This is a genomic window from Pseudomonas sp. LS.1a, from assembly GCF_022533585.1.
GTDB lineage: Bacteria > Pseudomonadota > Gammaproteobacteria > Pseudomonadales > Pseudomonadaceae > Aquipseudomonas.
This window is the reverse complement of the sequence record NZ_CP092827.1, coordinates 3,535,320-3,549,825: the sequence shown is the minus strand read 5'-3', so window position 1 is coordinate 3,549,825 and position 14,506 is coordinate 3,535,320. Positions and strand designations below refer to the sequence as shown.

Sequence of the window (14,506 nt, the reverse complement as noted above, 5' to 3'; positions counted from 1 at the left end):
GACAGACCGAGATTGTTGGCACTCGGCGCACACGAGGGTGCCCGCACGTACAGCCGCCATAAGCGTATGCACACGGACAACAATCGACGGCCTGTCAAAACCGGTCGCTGAATTGGCAGCGACGGGTCGAGACTAGGACTCACGATTTGCATGTGCAACGAAAAACAGGCGCAGGGAGTATCTTTGGGAAATGGCCTACAAGGAAGGGCTTAATTCTGATTTTTTGCACGTCCACCCATGACAGCATGCAACGCTAGCTGCTCGGTTAATGGATCAAGGCTCTCAAAAAACTCGTCACCCATTTATCCCTGAATCCCGCTATGGTCATCGACGACTCCGCTTCTAAGCTGTACTCAGGTGCTTGGCTATACAGCGGTGTCGATCAGCTCGCCGGGGGGACCTGCCCAAACAGCTGATCAGCTGCTGCACCGCCATCCAGCCCAAGTGGGACACCAGGTAAGTACGTTATTCCAAACACGAAGAGGTACCAAGCGCCTTTCTAGTTTTGTGGTGGAAGCCCAGCCCAGCCATCCCGCATCCCGGCGAACACGTTCAAACTTGGGCATACAAGGCGCACCATGCGATCCGCCTTGCGCCTGAATTTGAGGTTTTCGTCCTCTGTCCACACGTAGGCTTTGAGCCAGATCGTCATGGACCCGACCTGAAACCTCAGGGCACTCTCGCCATCCAGAATCTTCAGCGCCCGCTTGACCTTTTCGTCCCGTTCAAAAACGGTCGCTACCAGCCCGACCCGATAATCCAGCCCGTCATCCTGCTGCTGTTTCACCGAGCGGAAGTCGGCATCCGAGAAGCGATAGTAGCCCCCTCGCTCCAGCTCCAGCTCCGTCTTTATCTCATCATCCTGGTAGCTGTACGGGTGGCTATGATAATCGCCGAGGAACGTGACCTCCGGGAAGAACGTATCGATGAAGCTTTGTTTGATTTCCTGCGGCGCATCGCCGTAGGAAATCGACCCTTGGTCTCGGGTGACAGAGGTGCAAGTGTCTGCCCAAACCACGCGATACATGGTTTGCGCGCCTATGGATTTCTGAGCGTAACCCCATAGGTGTCCGTAGGTTTCAACCCGCGCTGCGAAGTCGCCGTTTTCGAGCAGATGCTCGACTTTGTATGCCTCCAGCGCAGAGGTGACGATGCTGAAGAATGCTTGTTCGGATATCGATACTACTGAGTTGACCATGGGTAGCCTGGGGTTAGTCGATCGTCTGTTGGAGCGCCTCTCGGCGCAGCGTTACTGTGGCTCCGTCATCAACCGTGCCGAGGCCGCGACGGTTGGATCATTCGGCAGATTGCCAAGGAGTATCTGGTCCAGAAGAAAGTGCCGTGCTGCGCGTGAGCCGGCACTGACGCTGCTCGGGTGCTGAATGCGATAGCACTGTATTGAGTCATGCAGGCGGAAGCGCCACAGCTGTTTAACCGGAATGCCTTGCGTACGGTAATCACCGAGGTCGCTGCAAACACTGAGTTCGCCTTTGTGCGGGAAGAATTGCTGCCTGATGTGGGCACTGCTCGCGCCGTTGGCAAACACGATTATGTCAGGACGAAGTACGTCGATTTGCGCCTCGAGCAGGCGCTTGGATACCTTCGCGAGGTCTTCGAAATGTCGCCAGCGCATGGGTGACCCTTTCTGCCATGCGAAGCTGAAGAGGTTGGCCCAAGCGATACCTACGGATTGATCGGGCTGGTGGAGTTTGCGGAGAAAATTGAAGAAGCTGGCCCCTCGGTCGGCTTTGTCTTGGATGTACTTTGCCAAGTGGCGTTGCTGGATTGCCATGGCGCGTTGGATGTACTCGTCCAGATCAATGAAGGGTTTATCGGCGGTCAAAACATCCCAACGACGCGTTTCTCGGCCCACAACCATGATACGTTTTGCCGCCTGCTCAAACTCCGGCGACGTACCAGGCAGAAACAAGCCTGAAAGGTGCTTGAAATCCGCTTCGTGCTCGCGGCTGCGGTCCAGCCAATGCAGCGGTAGGCCTGATAACGCTTGGCGGTACGCGCTCATCAATTGTTGCTGCTTGCTTTCCATCGCTTGTTTTTCCAGGGCTGCATCTTTCGGCCGAATGTTGTCGGTGGGGAAGGTTTGCAAATTGGTGGGGTAGTGTCAATTTGATGTCGCGCGATGAAAATGGAACGTACCCAAGATGACTATCGAAGCTTTTGCCCCTTTCCAGCGCTTTGCCGCTGACCTGCTGAAGTACCTACCGGCCGACCAGCCAGATGGCTCCCACGACCTGTCCCACATCCATCGCGTATGGGTCAACGCGCAACGGATACAGCGCGTAGAAGGCGGCGACCTGGAAGTGCTGCTTGCAGCGACGGTGCTGCATGACTGTGTCGCAGTAGAAAAGAACTCGCCCTTGCGTGGGCAGGCGTCAACGCTATCCGCACAAAGGGCGGCGTCGATCCTGGCTGATATGGGCTGGCCATTGCAGCGCATCGAACAGGTGGCGCATGCAGTCAAAACCCACAGCTACTCGGCTGGCTTCGAACCACTCACCCTTGAGGCCAGGATTCTTCAGGACAGTGATCGCCTGGACGCCATAGGTGCAGTGGGTATCGCCCGGTGTTTTTACGTTTCCGGGCGAATGGGGTCGGCGCTGTACGATTTCGAGAACCCCACTGCATGGGGGAGGGAGTATCAGGACAAGGCGTATACGGTCGAGCACTTTCATACCAAGCTGCTCAAGCTTGCGTCAGGCTTTAAAACTGCTGAAGGGGCTCGGCTGGCTGCTGAGCGCCATGCTCGGCTTGAAGTGTTTCTTGCGGATTTCATGGATGAGATCGGGGCCAGCGGTGCAGGCTGAAGCGCGTTAACCCCAAACCCTTTAACAGTCAAGAACGCGATTGGTCTGTGGCTGTTTTTCCGCCGATTTTTCTTCACTGTGCAGCTGCCGGATGGATTACCGGTGACCGTGCCAGGGAATACAGGCTCAGAAGCCCCCGCAAGCCGATCCGATTGGATATTGAAAAGGGGGAGATTTCTGGAACCGTTGACGATATGGTTGATTCTTTTCAAGGACGGATCATGGCCACTTACAGCGTGAACCACTCACAGAAGCACCTCGCTGTACTGATTGATGCCGACAATGCCCCGGCCGCCATCGTTGAGGGGCTGTTCGAGGAAATTGCCAAGTACGGTGTGGCGAGCGTGAAACGTATCTATGGCGACTGGACCGGCCCCCAACTGGGTGGCTGGAAAAAGGTTCTTCTCGATTACTCCATTCAACCCATACAGCAATTCGCCTACACAAAAGGGAAGAACGCAACCGACAGCTCGTTGATCATCGATGCGATGGACCTGCTCTACACCCGGCGCTTTGATGGTTTTTGCCTGGTTTCGAGCGACAGCGACTTCACTCGGCTAGCTTCGCGCATGCGTGAGGAAGGTCTGACTGTTTATGGGTTTGGGGAGGAAAAAACACCGAAACCATTCGTGGCTGCCTGCGACAAGTTTATCTACACCGAGCTTTTGCGGGAGGAGGTTTTGCCTTCTGCCAGCGAGGAAGTGGCAGGGGAGGTTGATGCTACTGCAGGGACCGGTAAGCCGAACACAGAAGTAGTCGCTCGTAAAAAGCCCAAAGCTCCAGTTAGCTTTATCAGCAAGATTCTGGACGATCTCGCTGACGAGGAGGGCTGGGCGAACCTGGGGGCGTTGGGCGCCAACATGACCAAGCTTCGACCTGAGTTCGATTCGCGCACGCATGGTTTCAAGAAGCTGAGCGATTTGATCAAGGGCCATCCACATGTATTCGAGTTGCAGGCACGGCCGGTTTCCGGGGGCACGGCTGCGCTTTACGTTCGCCACAAAATCTCCCGTTAGGTTCGGGCTGATGTGCAAGAAGAAATGCCGTACAGCCCTGATCGTGCTCGGCTCAGAGTGACGGCGCTACATACACAACCCGGTTTCGTCCATTCTGCTTGGCGTCATAAAGCCCCTTGTCAGCGCGCTCCAGTGCGTCATCCAGCGTTTCACCCTTGGCAAACAGGGTGCACCCTACGCTCACGCTCACCTTCAGTTGACCACCGGGCAATTGCATCGGTCCGGCACCCACCTGTTCGCGAATCCGCTCAGCAATCCGCGTCAGCTCTTCGCTGTCCTTAACCTGCAAAATAGCGACGAACTCCTCACCCCCATGGCGCACCAGCAGGTCATCAGGGCGAAGTGCTGCACGCAGGCGCCGGGCAGACTCGCAGAGCACCTTGTCGCCGCCGCCATGGCCGTACTTGTCATTGATGGCCTTGAAGTGATCCAGGTCGGCATAAACCGCACCCAGTTGTAAGCCGTTCACCTCTGCCAATCGCCGTTCATGGTCTTCAAACGCCGTCAGCGCGCCGCGGTTCCACAGTTGCGTCAAAGGGTCGAGCAGGGCCTTGCGCTGCTCGCGATCCATTTCAAGCCGCAGATCGCGGTTCACCTGTGCCAAGGTGCGCAGCTGCAGATACCCCTCGGCGAGTGTGGCCAGGTCCCTGAAGTTCGCTTGCTGAGCCTCGCTGAGCACGCGGGGGCGCGGGTCGAACATGCACAGCGTACCGATGGCTTTACCGTTCCCGGCGCGCAGGGGGTGGCCGGCGTAGAAGCGGATATAGGGCGCGTTCAGCACGAGCGGGTTATCGACGAATCGCCCGTCGCACGTGGCGTCGGGCACCATCAGGGTATCCTCGCCGAGAATGGCGTAGCCGCAGAAGGAAATACTGCGCGTCGTCTCGCTTGCCTCAAGCCCTATGCGGGCCTTGAACCACTGTCGGTCCTGGTCGATGAGGCTGATAAGCACAGTATCCACATGAGCCAGGTCCTGGGTGAGCCGCACCAGGGTATCGAGGTAAAGCTCGGCTGGCGTATCGACCAGGTTCATGTCATCGAGCGTGCGCTGGCGAAGCGCTTCGTCAGCGGGAAAAGGGCAAGCGGGCATCCTTGGTTCTCCAGTCCTTGGTTAGTTGCTTCTGCACCTGACGGGTGCATGTACTCTATCTGTCAAAGCAAGCACAGCATAGGTGATGGCGAGAAGCCACGGGTTACAGGATTGGCCGGGCATTTCTTGCCGAGTGTGTGATTTCTTCCGCTCAAGCTTCGTCAAGAATGCTACCCCTTAGCCGTCGTCTTGGGGACTGATACAGGGCCTTCCATGCAAACGCTGTTGAACGAGATTCTCGAAGAAGTACGTCCCTTGATCGGCAAGGGCAAAGTGGCTGACTACATTCCTGCGTTGGCCGATGTGCCGGCGAACCAGCTGGGTATCGCAGTCTATGGCAACGATGGCAGTTATTACTGCGCAGGCGACGCGCTGGTGCCGTTCTCGGTGCAGAGTATTTCCAAGGTGTTCAGCCTGGTTCAGGCGATTGGGCACTCCGGGGAAGCCATTTGGGAGCGGCTTGGCCATGAACCCTCCGGTCAGCCGTTCAACTCGCTGGTGCAGCTGGAGTTCGAGCGTGGTCGGCCGCGCAACCCGTTTATCAATGCGGGTGCGTTGGTGATCTGCGATATCAACCAGTCGCGCTTTGCGGCACCCACGTTGTCGATGCGCGATTTCGTTCGGCGGCTGTCGGGCAATCCGCACATTTCCATTGATGCCCGCGTTGCCGATTCGGAGTATCAGTTCCGCGCGCGCAACGCGGCCATGGCTTACCTGATGCAGTCGTTCGGTAACTTTCATAACGAGGTGGAGACGGTGCTGCGTAGCTATTTCAGCTATTGCGCGCTGCAGATGAATTGCCTGGACCTGGCTCGGGCATTCTGCTTCCTGGCTAACGATGGGTTCTGCAAGCACAGTGGTGAGCAGATTCTGACCCGGCGTCAGACCCAGCAGGTGAACTCGATCATGGCCACCAGCGGGTTGTATGACGAAGCAGGGAATTTCGCCTATAGGGTGGGGTTGCCGGGCAAGAGTGGCGTGGGGGGCGGGATTGTGGCGATCGTGCCGGGGCAATTCACGGTGTGCGTGTGGTCGCCGGAGTTGAATGCTGCGGGTAACTCCCTGGCTGGGATGGCGGCGCTTGAGTTGCTCAGTTCACGGATTGGGTGGTCGGTGTTCTGATCGGCGGGCGAGAACTCCCATACCAAACTGCCTTCCTGGGTGAAGTTGCAGCCAGCGGTGCGGAGTGAAACGAGTGGACTCCGAACTCTTCGGCAGTTTTCCGGGGGAGCGGCTGCGCTGTACGTTCGTCACAAAACCTCCCGCTAGGTTCGACATTTACTGGCCCTAGGCGTTGTATCCGTCCAGGTTCAATCCAACGGAAGGGCCAGCTTTACACGCAGCCAAGTGCTGCAGCTCAATTACTTACTCAATCCCGCTTGGAGGGACAAGCCGATGATAGTTATCGAGAGCTTTCATTGCCTTCATACGTGCCTGTCGAAGCTCATCGATATGGGGCGGGGAAAGATTGGCTAGCGGTGTTGGTAATGCAGAAGCCGTGGCACGGCACCAGATGTCATAGGTGGGGCTACTTGAAAACTCAGAGACGTGCAAGCCTCGTGCAAGAGCTTCCTCGATCCCTTTGGCGATGGCTGGCTTTGCTCTGTGATAGGCAAACCGTGATGAGGGATGGTTAACCACCGCCACCGGTGTGCCCTTCGATAGCGAACGGACTTTTTTTCCGTTGCGTTTGCTGAAACAGACAATCAAATCCGGCGCCAGCACGCTCACCACTTCAGAAAAGGCAGATTCGCTCCGCCCCCAGGCGCTTTTGGGTGGGGCTTTGCGACAGGCACTTACGAACTCCTGCAGGTAATTGTAGTAAGCGATGCACTGCCAAAACCCTTGCGTATCCAAACTGGCGCCATCGGGCCTGGCCTTCGTGACCGCAGTCCTGATCTTGGTAAAATGCGCGTGTTTACCTGGTTTGGCAGTGGCCAAGGGATGAGCTTGCCCCAGAGCGAGAGCTTTTATGATTTCCGGTGTAACGGTTGGCCGCTCATGTTCCTTTTGCCCATAGTGCGATTCGCACACCAAAAGCATGCGCAAGCCGTGGACGCCCTCTGTATATCGGGCGCCCACCCAAGGTGCGAATCGAACGGGATGTTGAGGAACTGTCATCTCTGTTCTAGCCGGGGGCGACTTATGGAATCTTGATCCCCAGCGCATTCAACGTTGGCGTATCCATCCTGCCATTCACGGTCAGCGCACTGTCCATCTGGAAGGCCATCAACGCACCACGTGTCGCCTTGCCCAACACCCCATCAATGGGGCCTTGGTAATACTGGCGTACCGTCAGGGCGGTCTGCACGCGAGCGACCAGGTTGCTCTTCTGCTCGTTGGTTGCTCGTGCTTTTGAAGTCGTCGAACTCGTCCCGGTCGATGTACCAGACGACTGATAAAGGCTATTGCTACTCGAGGTACTGCTCGATGTACTTGGCGCGCTGTAGTTCCGCGTGCTGGTTGTGGGCGGGCTGTAGTAGCGTGGTGCGCTATAGCCGCCCGAGCCGCTGTAGTGGGAACTATGCGAGCTGTGGGACCGATGTGAACTATGCGAGCGATGTGCCGCATAGATGTTCACTGCGTCTGGCGCGTTGAGCGTATCGGCAAAGACTGGGGGCTGTAGTTTGTCGTTCGGCTGCCAGCTGGCATCAGCAAGCGGCATATGGACCGCCTGTGCCAAGGTGGTACCTGCCATCGGCAGCAGGGTGATCCCACTGATCAGGACTTTCCAGCGGTCAAGCAATTTCACTGCGCACTCCTTGCAAAGGCGCTAAAGGCCTCGGTCGATAGTGGTTGTACGCCGCGGCTCTGCCAGCGGTCGGTGTGGGATTTGAAGAAGCCTGAGCAATGCTGAACCGCAGCGCATTGCTGGCAGGCATCGATGAACAGGTTCTTCCAGTCCGAAATGCTCTGGCGGGCGAAGCGCGAGAGATGAGCCGGGATCAAGCACAGGGGCAGGTTATAGATCGAAACCGGCATCCCGCGGTTGAACAGGAAGTACACGGCTTGGCTCAATGATTCCTGATAGTCCAGCGGGTCAACCCACAGTTCTTCGTAGTGCTTCCTGGCGAGGCCCGTACTTTCGATACCCATCAGCGCAACATGCCGTACGAACGGCAGGTTCCTGAATACGTAGTGGGCTAGCTCGGGCAGGCGCGGTGTGGTCAGGCGATTGAGCACGACGCGAATCTCGATGATCTGGTCGGCGCGGGCGAGGTTATAAAGGCCATGCAGGGTTTCGCTGAAGGCGCCAGGGGCCTGCACCACATGGTCATGGTCTTCAGCATTGTCGGCATACAGTGGAATACCCCAGCTCAGCTGAGGGTGGCCAAGGGCATTCAATGCTGCGATCCAGCTTGGGTCTTTGAACAGGCGCCCATTGCTAAGCACGTGTACGGACTTTTGCGGCAAAACGGCTTTGCACTTGGCCAGAATCTCCAGCAGACCATCGCGATAGAGCGTTGGTTCTCCGCCGCTGATGCCAAGATTTTCCTCGCCCGCGTCCATCAAATCTATGAGCCGAAGGTTTTCCTCGATGTGCCAGCGGTCATCAATATCTTTTGGCGGCTGTGAGCACATAAGGCATAGGCTGTTGCAACGGTCCGTCATGAACAGCAGGTTGCTGTCTGAACCGCGACGGTAAAGCACTCTTACCAAGGTGTTGCCTGGCGTGATGGCAATGACATCACCCGGCTGCACGACATCCGCATCTTTTGGAGAATGCAGGTGCAGTCTCTCGTTCTCGATGTGCTCAGTCAGTGGTTCCGGGGTCAGGATGCCGCCTACCGGCAATGAACGCAGGTGCGGGCTTCGTTGCAGTTCGTTGTTTGGCAGCCAAAGCAGCAGATCACTGAATACAGCGCTTCCGGCACACACAGCCAGGCCCTGCTCGATGAACTCATCCAGTGTGATGACCTTGAGCAGCTTTGGCTCATTCAAGTGATGAATTTCGAAATGGGTATCTTTGCGCAGCATCGTCTTCAGCCCCTGTAGCCCGGGAAGCGAACATCGCTGTAGGAGCGCCTGTTCAACCAGGACAGCAGTACCCGTTGTAAGTTGTCGTCACCGTCGCGAAGCAAGCCAAACAAGTGCTTCAGCAGACCCATGTTCTTCTTGCAGAAGCTGCTGAATACCCTATGCCCGATCGGGTCGCCTTGGCGGGCATAGTGTTCGATCGGGTCTGCACCACAGTAAGGGACCAGCGCGCAGTCCGAGCAGCCGGGCAGTGCTTCGGCAACTCCGCTGGCAAGCAACGCTTCCATGACGGGCGAAGCCAGGAGTTCTGGCAGGGGTTGATGGACTGTGCCTAGCCTCAAACCGTCTTCGCCCATCTCCAGTAACATCCGGGCTTCGTCCGACGGGTAGACATAACCGTCATAGTTGTAAACCAGCGCCGCAGAGCCGGCGCCGGCGGGGGAGCGCAGGTCTACATAGCCGGAAGAGAAGGGCGTCAAGATGTTCTTCAACAGCAGGCTCGTATAGCTTTCCGACAAGAACACGCCTTGCTGGTTGATATCTAACAGATAGGCCAGTGCCTTCTTGTAGAACTCCAGGTATCGCTCAATCGGGTAATCAAGGCGATGCGCACTCTTGGTGGCAAACCCGTAAGGGCTCAGCGGCCGAAGAGAAATGCTGGAGAAGCCCTGGTTTACATACTCGTCGATGATCGCTTCAGGCTGTTCAAGGCTTCTTGAGGTCAGCGTGGTCAGGGCGGAGACCGCGTCGTGCCCAAGGCGTTCACGCACCCGCTGTATGCCTTTCACGGTACGCTCGTACGAATCTCGTGACGGTGTTGGGCGGTTGGCATTGTGCAAGGGGGCGGGCCCATCGAGCGATGTCGAGAACTGGATTCGATGCTGGTTTGCGAAGTCGAGTATTTCGTCCGTCAGATGGTGCAGGGTAGTGGTAATGACGAATTGGATATCCCGCTGTTCGACCACGTTTCGTTCAGTCACCCACTCGACAATCTGGCGCACACGCTCGAAGGCCAGAAGCGGCTCGCCGCCCTGAAACTCCACCGTCAGGGCGGGAGCGTTCGATTCGAACAAGCGATCAACTGCGGCTAATGCGTCCGTTTCCGACAGGTCGTGGCCGGAGCCGCCCAGCGGGGCGCGCGACACCTGGCAGTACTGGCAGGTGTGATTGCAGCGCAGTGTTACAACAAACAAGTGCAGCGCAGGGCCCTGGAACAAGAAGTCTTTGCGGCTGCGATACTGCGCAGCCATTTCCGGGAACGGATCGTGACGGCCTGGCTCGTAGATGAAGTGCCGAGCCAGCAAGTCTTTGTAGAACGGTGTGCCTGGCTCAACGCTGAAGTAACTGAGGGCCCGCAACTGCGCGTCGTTCACGTGCAGGTACTCGCCTGTATCAGAGGTGAGCAGAATGTCACGGTCATGCCCCGTGTTCATGCGCATGAAGCGAAAGGGCAGCAGGCGGTAGCTGTTGGCATCGGTTGCAATCAGTGTCACTGCGAAATCCCACATCCAGCGAGCGCAGCTCGGGCCAGCATTTCGCGCAACCCTGCGGTTTCGCGGTTGATGTGGTCGCGCAGGGCAAAGTCGTTCAGATGCTGGAGGATCAGCGAATGGGCTTGCTCCAGGGATAGCGTCAGTTTCGCTTCAGCGGGCAGGGCTATGAGGCTAATTTGGTCGGCGTCGATCCTAATCTGGATCGCGACGGTGTCGGCCAGCGCGTAAGCGGCTCGCTGTACCACGCAGAGGGGATAGGCTGCGCTGTCGAGTGTCAGCGTGACTGGCCATGTCATCGAAACCGGTCCTTCATACCCATTGGAAACGTATGGATTTTGCCTGTTATTGAGGCATTGTGCCATCATGATTTTTTACATTTTCTCACATTTGACATGCATGAAGTGCTGACTTGGCTGTTGACGTGAAGTTTCTTGTTGCTTTGTCGAGGGAGCCAGTCGCCTGCTCCCTACGTCCCTACGTCCCTACGTCCCTACGTCCCTACGTCCCTACGTCCCTACGTCCCTACGTCCTTGCGGTCACGGCGTTTGATTTAAACTATCAGTAGTGGCCATATGCTATTCAGTAAGGGTAAGCTCGTTTTCAAAGTCTTATAGACCCATCGACAACCCCCACCCCCCCTTGGAAGCCATGGAACTCATCAGTACCGCAAAAGCGCTGGAAGCGCATCTCAAACGGCTCATCGAAACCCACAGCACTATTTCTTTCGGCGTCGCCTGGGCATCAGCGAACACCGCCGTCTATGAAGCCTTGTTCCGAAACAAGGTGAAAATTAGCAGCGCAGTCATCGGTATACATTTCTATCAGACAGACGCCAAAGTACTGATGGATTTTGCCGGCTCCGAACAGGTCAAGTTCGTCATGCAGCCAAATGGCGTTTTCCACCCTAAGGTCTTTCTCTTCCAGAGCGATGGCAGCTGGGAAGCCATTATTGGCAGTGCGAACCTGACTGCAGGCGCACTGGGCAAAAACACCGAACTCTGCACACTCATAACCCATCGGGATGGCTTGGCTGTCGAGGAAATTCAGAAACTGGTCAATGGATATGGCCAATACGCACGTGTTGTTTCAAAAGACGATGCAAAACGATATCAAGCCATTCGAGAAGCGAGGAAGCCCCAGCTTGACAAGCTGATGGACCTTTATGGGGAGCGGCCCTCTGGCAAAGCAGCAGTCGACTCCAGCGTCATGACGTTGGACTGGGCTAGCTATTTGATGCTGCTCAGGACGGACAAGCAAGGCCTCAAGGAGCGCTTGGCGTTTCTAGACGAGATACAGGCGGCTTTCGCCCGCGCTCCAACCTTTCAAGATCTTGATGGGCAGACGCGAAGAGCAATCGCGGGCCTGCCAAATCAAGTCATCGCTTCTGCCGGTTGGTTTGGTTCGATGCAGGGCGCAGGCGTCTACAAGAACGTGGTGATTGAAAGGCCTGAGCCATTTTCAAGAGCGTTGGAGCACATCCCTGTGCAAGGGACAGTCACAAAGTCGCAATACAGCAGATTCATCGAAGAATATTGCAGCGCTTTCCCTGACGGCCGGGATGGTATAGCAACGGCTACACGTCTACTGTGCATGAAACGACCTGATCAGTTTCTGTGCGTCGACAGTGCCAACCGAAAACGACTGGCCAAAGATGTCGGGTTGGTGCGGCCTGACCAACTGGACTACATGCGATACTGGGATGAGGTTGTAGAGCGCATCCTGGATGCGCCGTGGTGGAGGTCCGCACCGCCACCTTCAGGTCAAGCTTTAAAGGCTTGGAATGCCAGGGCCGCTATGCTGGATGCCTTGTTTTACGAGCCATAGGTTAAATATTGCCCAGCTAAACTGATAACTTTGTTAGCTTTTGCGCGAGGGTAACGTCAGCTTACGAGGCACAGTAGTGCGACTTTTAGCGCACTGTGCCTATTGGCGGTCTCCACGCCTGAAGAGTCGCAGGGTCAGAGCAGATTGTTATCGCGGGCTCTTGGGGCTCCTCTATCGAGTAGAGATCTCAACGGGTAGCACTCCACGCGGCACGCTTTCACAGGGGGCTACTCGAACTGATCCGTCATTGTCCCTCGAGAAAACTTGCAAACTGCAACGAGGTACTTGGCCCGTCTCGCAGCAACCCTGCTGAATACCTATGGCTACCTCAATCGAACTCAGGCCCCCCACCAGCTATCTCCCGAGCAACCCAACCCTTGAACGCCTCCGCCACCGGCGATGGGTGCATCGCACCTGATTGGGCCAGCACCACTTTTTGCGGTGATACCTCTTCCAGCAATGGCCGGCACAACAGCGGTGTACCGTCATAGCAGTGGTCCCCGGCGGGCCGGGTGCATGACAGGGCAACCCCGTAGCCATGCGCGACCAGGCCCCGTTGCATCTCGAAGGTCTGGGTAAATTGCTGAGTGCGCGGTTGCAGGTTATGCGCCCAAAACAGCGAAAGAAAATACTCACGCGTTTGTGCGATGTCCTCAAGAATCAAACACTCTTGCGCCAGCTCATGCAGCGGTATCGCTGCCAGCTGGGCCAGGCGATGGTCAGTAGCGATGAGTGCGTAGGGTTTCAGCTCAGCCAGTACCTGGCGCGGCAGCGAGGGATCGAGGCCTATGTCATACGTCAGCGCGAGCTCGGCCTTGCCGGCGCTCAGGTGGCGGTGTACGTCTGCCAGGTCAGTCTCGAACAGCGTGACCTCCACATCGGGATACTGCTTGCGAAAACTCGATAGCAGCCGCGGCGCGTAATAGGGGCCCAAGTCCTGAAAGCAGATAAGCGACAGGTTGCCGCGCAGCGAGCCTCGCGTGGCATCCGCGTTTTGATTCATGGCAATGGCCATGCCGATGATATCGCGTGCCTGGGCCAGTAAACGCGTGCCTGCTGACGTCAGCTCCAGCCCGCGGCTGACCTGGCGCCGGAACAGCCGCTCGTTCAGCGCCTCTTCAAGCTGGGCAATCGCAACCGAAACCGATGGCTGCGAAACGTGCCGGGCTCGCGCCGCAGCGCTGATGCTGCCGTGTTCTGCCACGGCGACGAAGTACTCGAGCTGTCTGAACGAGAACCCTATCATCTTTTCCTATACTCGGGATTAGGAAATATATTCTTTTCCTATCGTAGCTGAAAAGCAATACTCGCGGTGCACCTTGCTTGTTCCGCTTGATACTTGGCAGTGGTGCTGTTGCCCAATAAAAAGACCAAAGGGTGCTTATGAAACAGACCGCCGAATTTCAATTAAGTGAAGAAACCATCGAGGCTTTCCAGCGCGATGGTGCCGTCTGCGTACGTAACTTGTTCACGCCGGAAGAAGTTGCACTGCTCGAAACCGGCATCGAACAGAACCTGAAAGCCCCAAGCGAGCGCGCTAAAGTGGCGAGCCGCCCTGACGACCCGGGTTGGTTCTTCGAAGACTTCTGTAATTGGAGTGATATTCCGGCCTATCGCCAGTTCATCTTTGAAAGCCGGGTGGGTAGCGTTGCAGCGCAACTCATGAACAGCGAGACAGCCCGGCTTTATCACGATCACCTGCTGGTCAAGGAACCCAACACGCGCCAGCGAACGCCTTGGCATCAGGACCAGCCCTATTACAACATCGACGGGCGCCAGAACTGCAGCATGTGGATGCCCGTCGACCCGGTCTCGAGAGCGTCCACCCTTGAATTCGTGGGGGGCTCGCACCTTGGGCCATGGCTGATGCCACGCAGCTTCCTCGACAGCCAGGCGCAATGGTTCCCGGAAGGCAGCCTTGCGGACTTGCCGGATATCGAGGCCGATCGCAGCGCCTGGAACATCCTCGGCTGGGCGCTCTCCCCAGGCGACGCGGTGTTCTTCCACATGCTCACCTTGCACGCCTCTGGCGGTGTCGGGGGCAATCGCCGGCGTCGAGCCTTCTCGGTGCGTTTCCTGGGCGATGACATCACTCACGCACCGCGCCAGTGGAAAACCTCGCCACCGTTTCCTGGCCTGGAAACGCAACTGGCCAGCGGTGCCGAAATGAACCACGAACTGTTTCCGGTGCTGTGGCCAAGGGCTTGATGATTGGAATAATGCGTGCCTGATAAAACCGCACGGCATTAGCGTTGTGCGGACCTGATAATAAAACCAAGA

At 56.9% G+C, this 14,506-nt stretch carries 14 protein-coding genes; 5 read left to right on the top strand and 9 right to left on the bottom strand.

Translation table 11 applies throughout. The features are described 5' to 3' along the window. Positions 1-499: 499 nt before the first annotated feature. Together MKK04_RS16260 and MKK04_RS16255 are read right to left on the bottom strand one after the other, a co-directional pair. The gene (locus tag MKK04_RS16260; protein ID WP_135001986.1) at positions 500-1,198 is read right to left on the bottom strand and encodes a hypothetical protein; all 699 of its coding nucleotides are present in this window, start codon (positions 1,196-1,198) and stop codon (positions 500-502) included. A gap of 51 nt (positions 1,199-1,249) precedes the next feature. After that, positions 1,250-2,047: a hypothetical protein gene (locus MKK04_RS16255; protein ID WP_241105685.1), complete on the bottom strand. Its 798-nt coding sequence runs from the start codon at positions 2,045-2,047 to the stop codon at positions 1,250-1,252. A gap of 115 nt (positions 2,048-2,162) precedes the next feature. Between MKK04_RS16255 and MKK04_RS16250 the strand changes: the two genes are divergently transcribed. Then, the gene (locus MKK04_RS16250; RefSeq protein WP_087500116.1) at positions 2,163-2,825 is read left to right on the top strand and encodes an HD domain-containing protein; all 663 of its coding nucleotides are present in this window, start codon (positions 2,163-2,165) and stop codon (positions 2,823-2,825) included. Between the two features lie 221 nt (positions 2,826-3,046). Continuing rightward, positions 3,047-3,841 carry an NYN domain-containing protein gene (locus MKK04_RS16245; protein ID WP_241105684.1) on the top strand — a complete coding sequence of 265 codons (795 nt, stop codon included), beginning with the start codon at positions 3,047-3,049 and terminating at the stop codon, positions 3,839-3,841. 52 nt (positions 3,842-3,893) lie between these two features. On the opposite strand, the gene MKK04_RS16240 is transcribed toward MKK04_RS16245, so the two are convergent. After that, entirely contained in the window at positions 3,894-4,931 is a 1,038-nt protein-coding gene (locus MKK04_RS16240) for a sensor domain-containing diguanylate cyclase (RefSeq protein ID WP_233686844.1), read from the bottom strand. Positions 4,932-5,144: 213 nt separating this feature from the next. Between MKK04_RS16240 and glsB the strand changes: the two genes are divergently transcribed. Beyond that, positions 5,145-6,053 (top strand): glutaminase B, encoded by a 909-nt coding sequence (gene glsB / locus MKK04_RS16235; RefSeq protein WP_085592323.1) that lies wholly within the window; start codon positions 5,145-5,147, stop codon positions 6,051-6,053. Between the two features lie 243 nt (positions 6,054-6,296). Here the strand turns inward: glsB and MKK04_RS16230 are convergent, their stop codons facing one another. The 5 genes from MKK04_RS16230 to hxsD all read right to left on the bottom strand — a co-directional run bounded on the left by MKK04_RS16230 (position 6,297) and on the right by hxsD (position 10,698). Beyond that, positions 6,297-6,974, bottom strand: a complete 678-nt coding sequence (locus MKK04_RS16230; protein WP_402799527.1) for a hypothetical protein — start codon at positions 6,972-6,974, stop codon at positions 6,297-6,299. Positions 6,975-7,074: 100 nt separating this feature from the next. Then, positions 7,075-7,683 (bottom strand): His-Xaa-Ser repeat protein HxsA, encoded by a 609-nt coding sequence (gene hxsA / locus MKK04_RS16225; RefSeq protein ID WP_241105682.1) that lies wholly within the window; start codon positions 7,681-7,683, stop codon positions 7,075-7,077. Further along, complete coding sequence (gene hxsC, locus MKK04_RS16220) at positions 7,680-8,909, bottom strand: His-Xaa-Ser system radical SAM maturase HxsC (protein ID WP_241105681.1); 1,230 nt, start codon at positions 8,907-8,909, stop codon at positions 7,680-7,682. Before hxsC ends, hxsA begins: the two co-directional genes overlap by 4 nt. A 5-nt stretch (positions 8,910-8,914) precedes the next feature. Next, complete coding sequence (hxsB, locus tag MKK04_RS16215) at positions 8,915-10,402, bottom strand: His-Xaa-Ser system radical SAM maturase HxsB (protein ID WP_241105680.1); 1,488 nt, start codon at positions 10,400-10,402, stop codon at positions 8,915-8,917. Then, complete coding sequence (hxsD, locus tag MKK04_RS16210) at positions 10,399-10,698, bottom strand: His-Xaa-Ser system protein HxsD (protein ID WP_241105679.1); 300 nt, start codon at positions 10,696-10,698, stop codon at positions 10,399-10,401. Before hxsD ends, hxsB begins: the two co-directional genes overlap by 4 nt. A 352-nt stretch (positions 10,699-11,050) precedes the next feature. Here hxsD and MKK04_RS16205 point away from each other — a divergent pair, with 352 nt between their 5' ends. Beyond that, positions 11,051-12,226, top strand: a complete 1,176-nt coding sequence (locus MKK04_RS16205; RefSeq protein ID WP_241105678.1) for a phospholipase D family protein — start codon at positions 11,051-11,053, stop codon at positions 12,224-12,226. Between the two features lie 328 nt (positions 12,227-12,554). On the opposite strand, the gene MKK04_RS16200 is transcribed toward MKK04_RS16205, so the two are convergent. Then, positions 12,555-13,472: a LysR family transcriptional regulator gene (locus MKK04_RS16200; protein WP_241105677.1), complete on the bottom strand. Its 918-nt coding sequence runs from the start codon at positions 13,470-13,472 to the stop codon at positions 12,555-12,557. A gap of 137 nt (positions 13,473-13,609) precedes the next feature. Here MKK04_RS16200 and MKK04_RS16195 point away from each other — a divergent pair, with 137 nt between their 5' ends. Further along, on the top strand, positions 13,610-14,434 hold the full coding sequence (locus MKK04_RS16195) for a phytanoyl-CoA dioxygenase family protein (protein WP_063915113.1): 825 nt from the start codon (positions 13,610-13,612) through the stop codon (positions 14,432-14,434). Positions 14,435-14,506 lie beyond the last annotated feature (72 nt).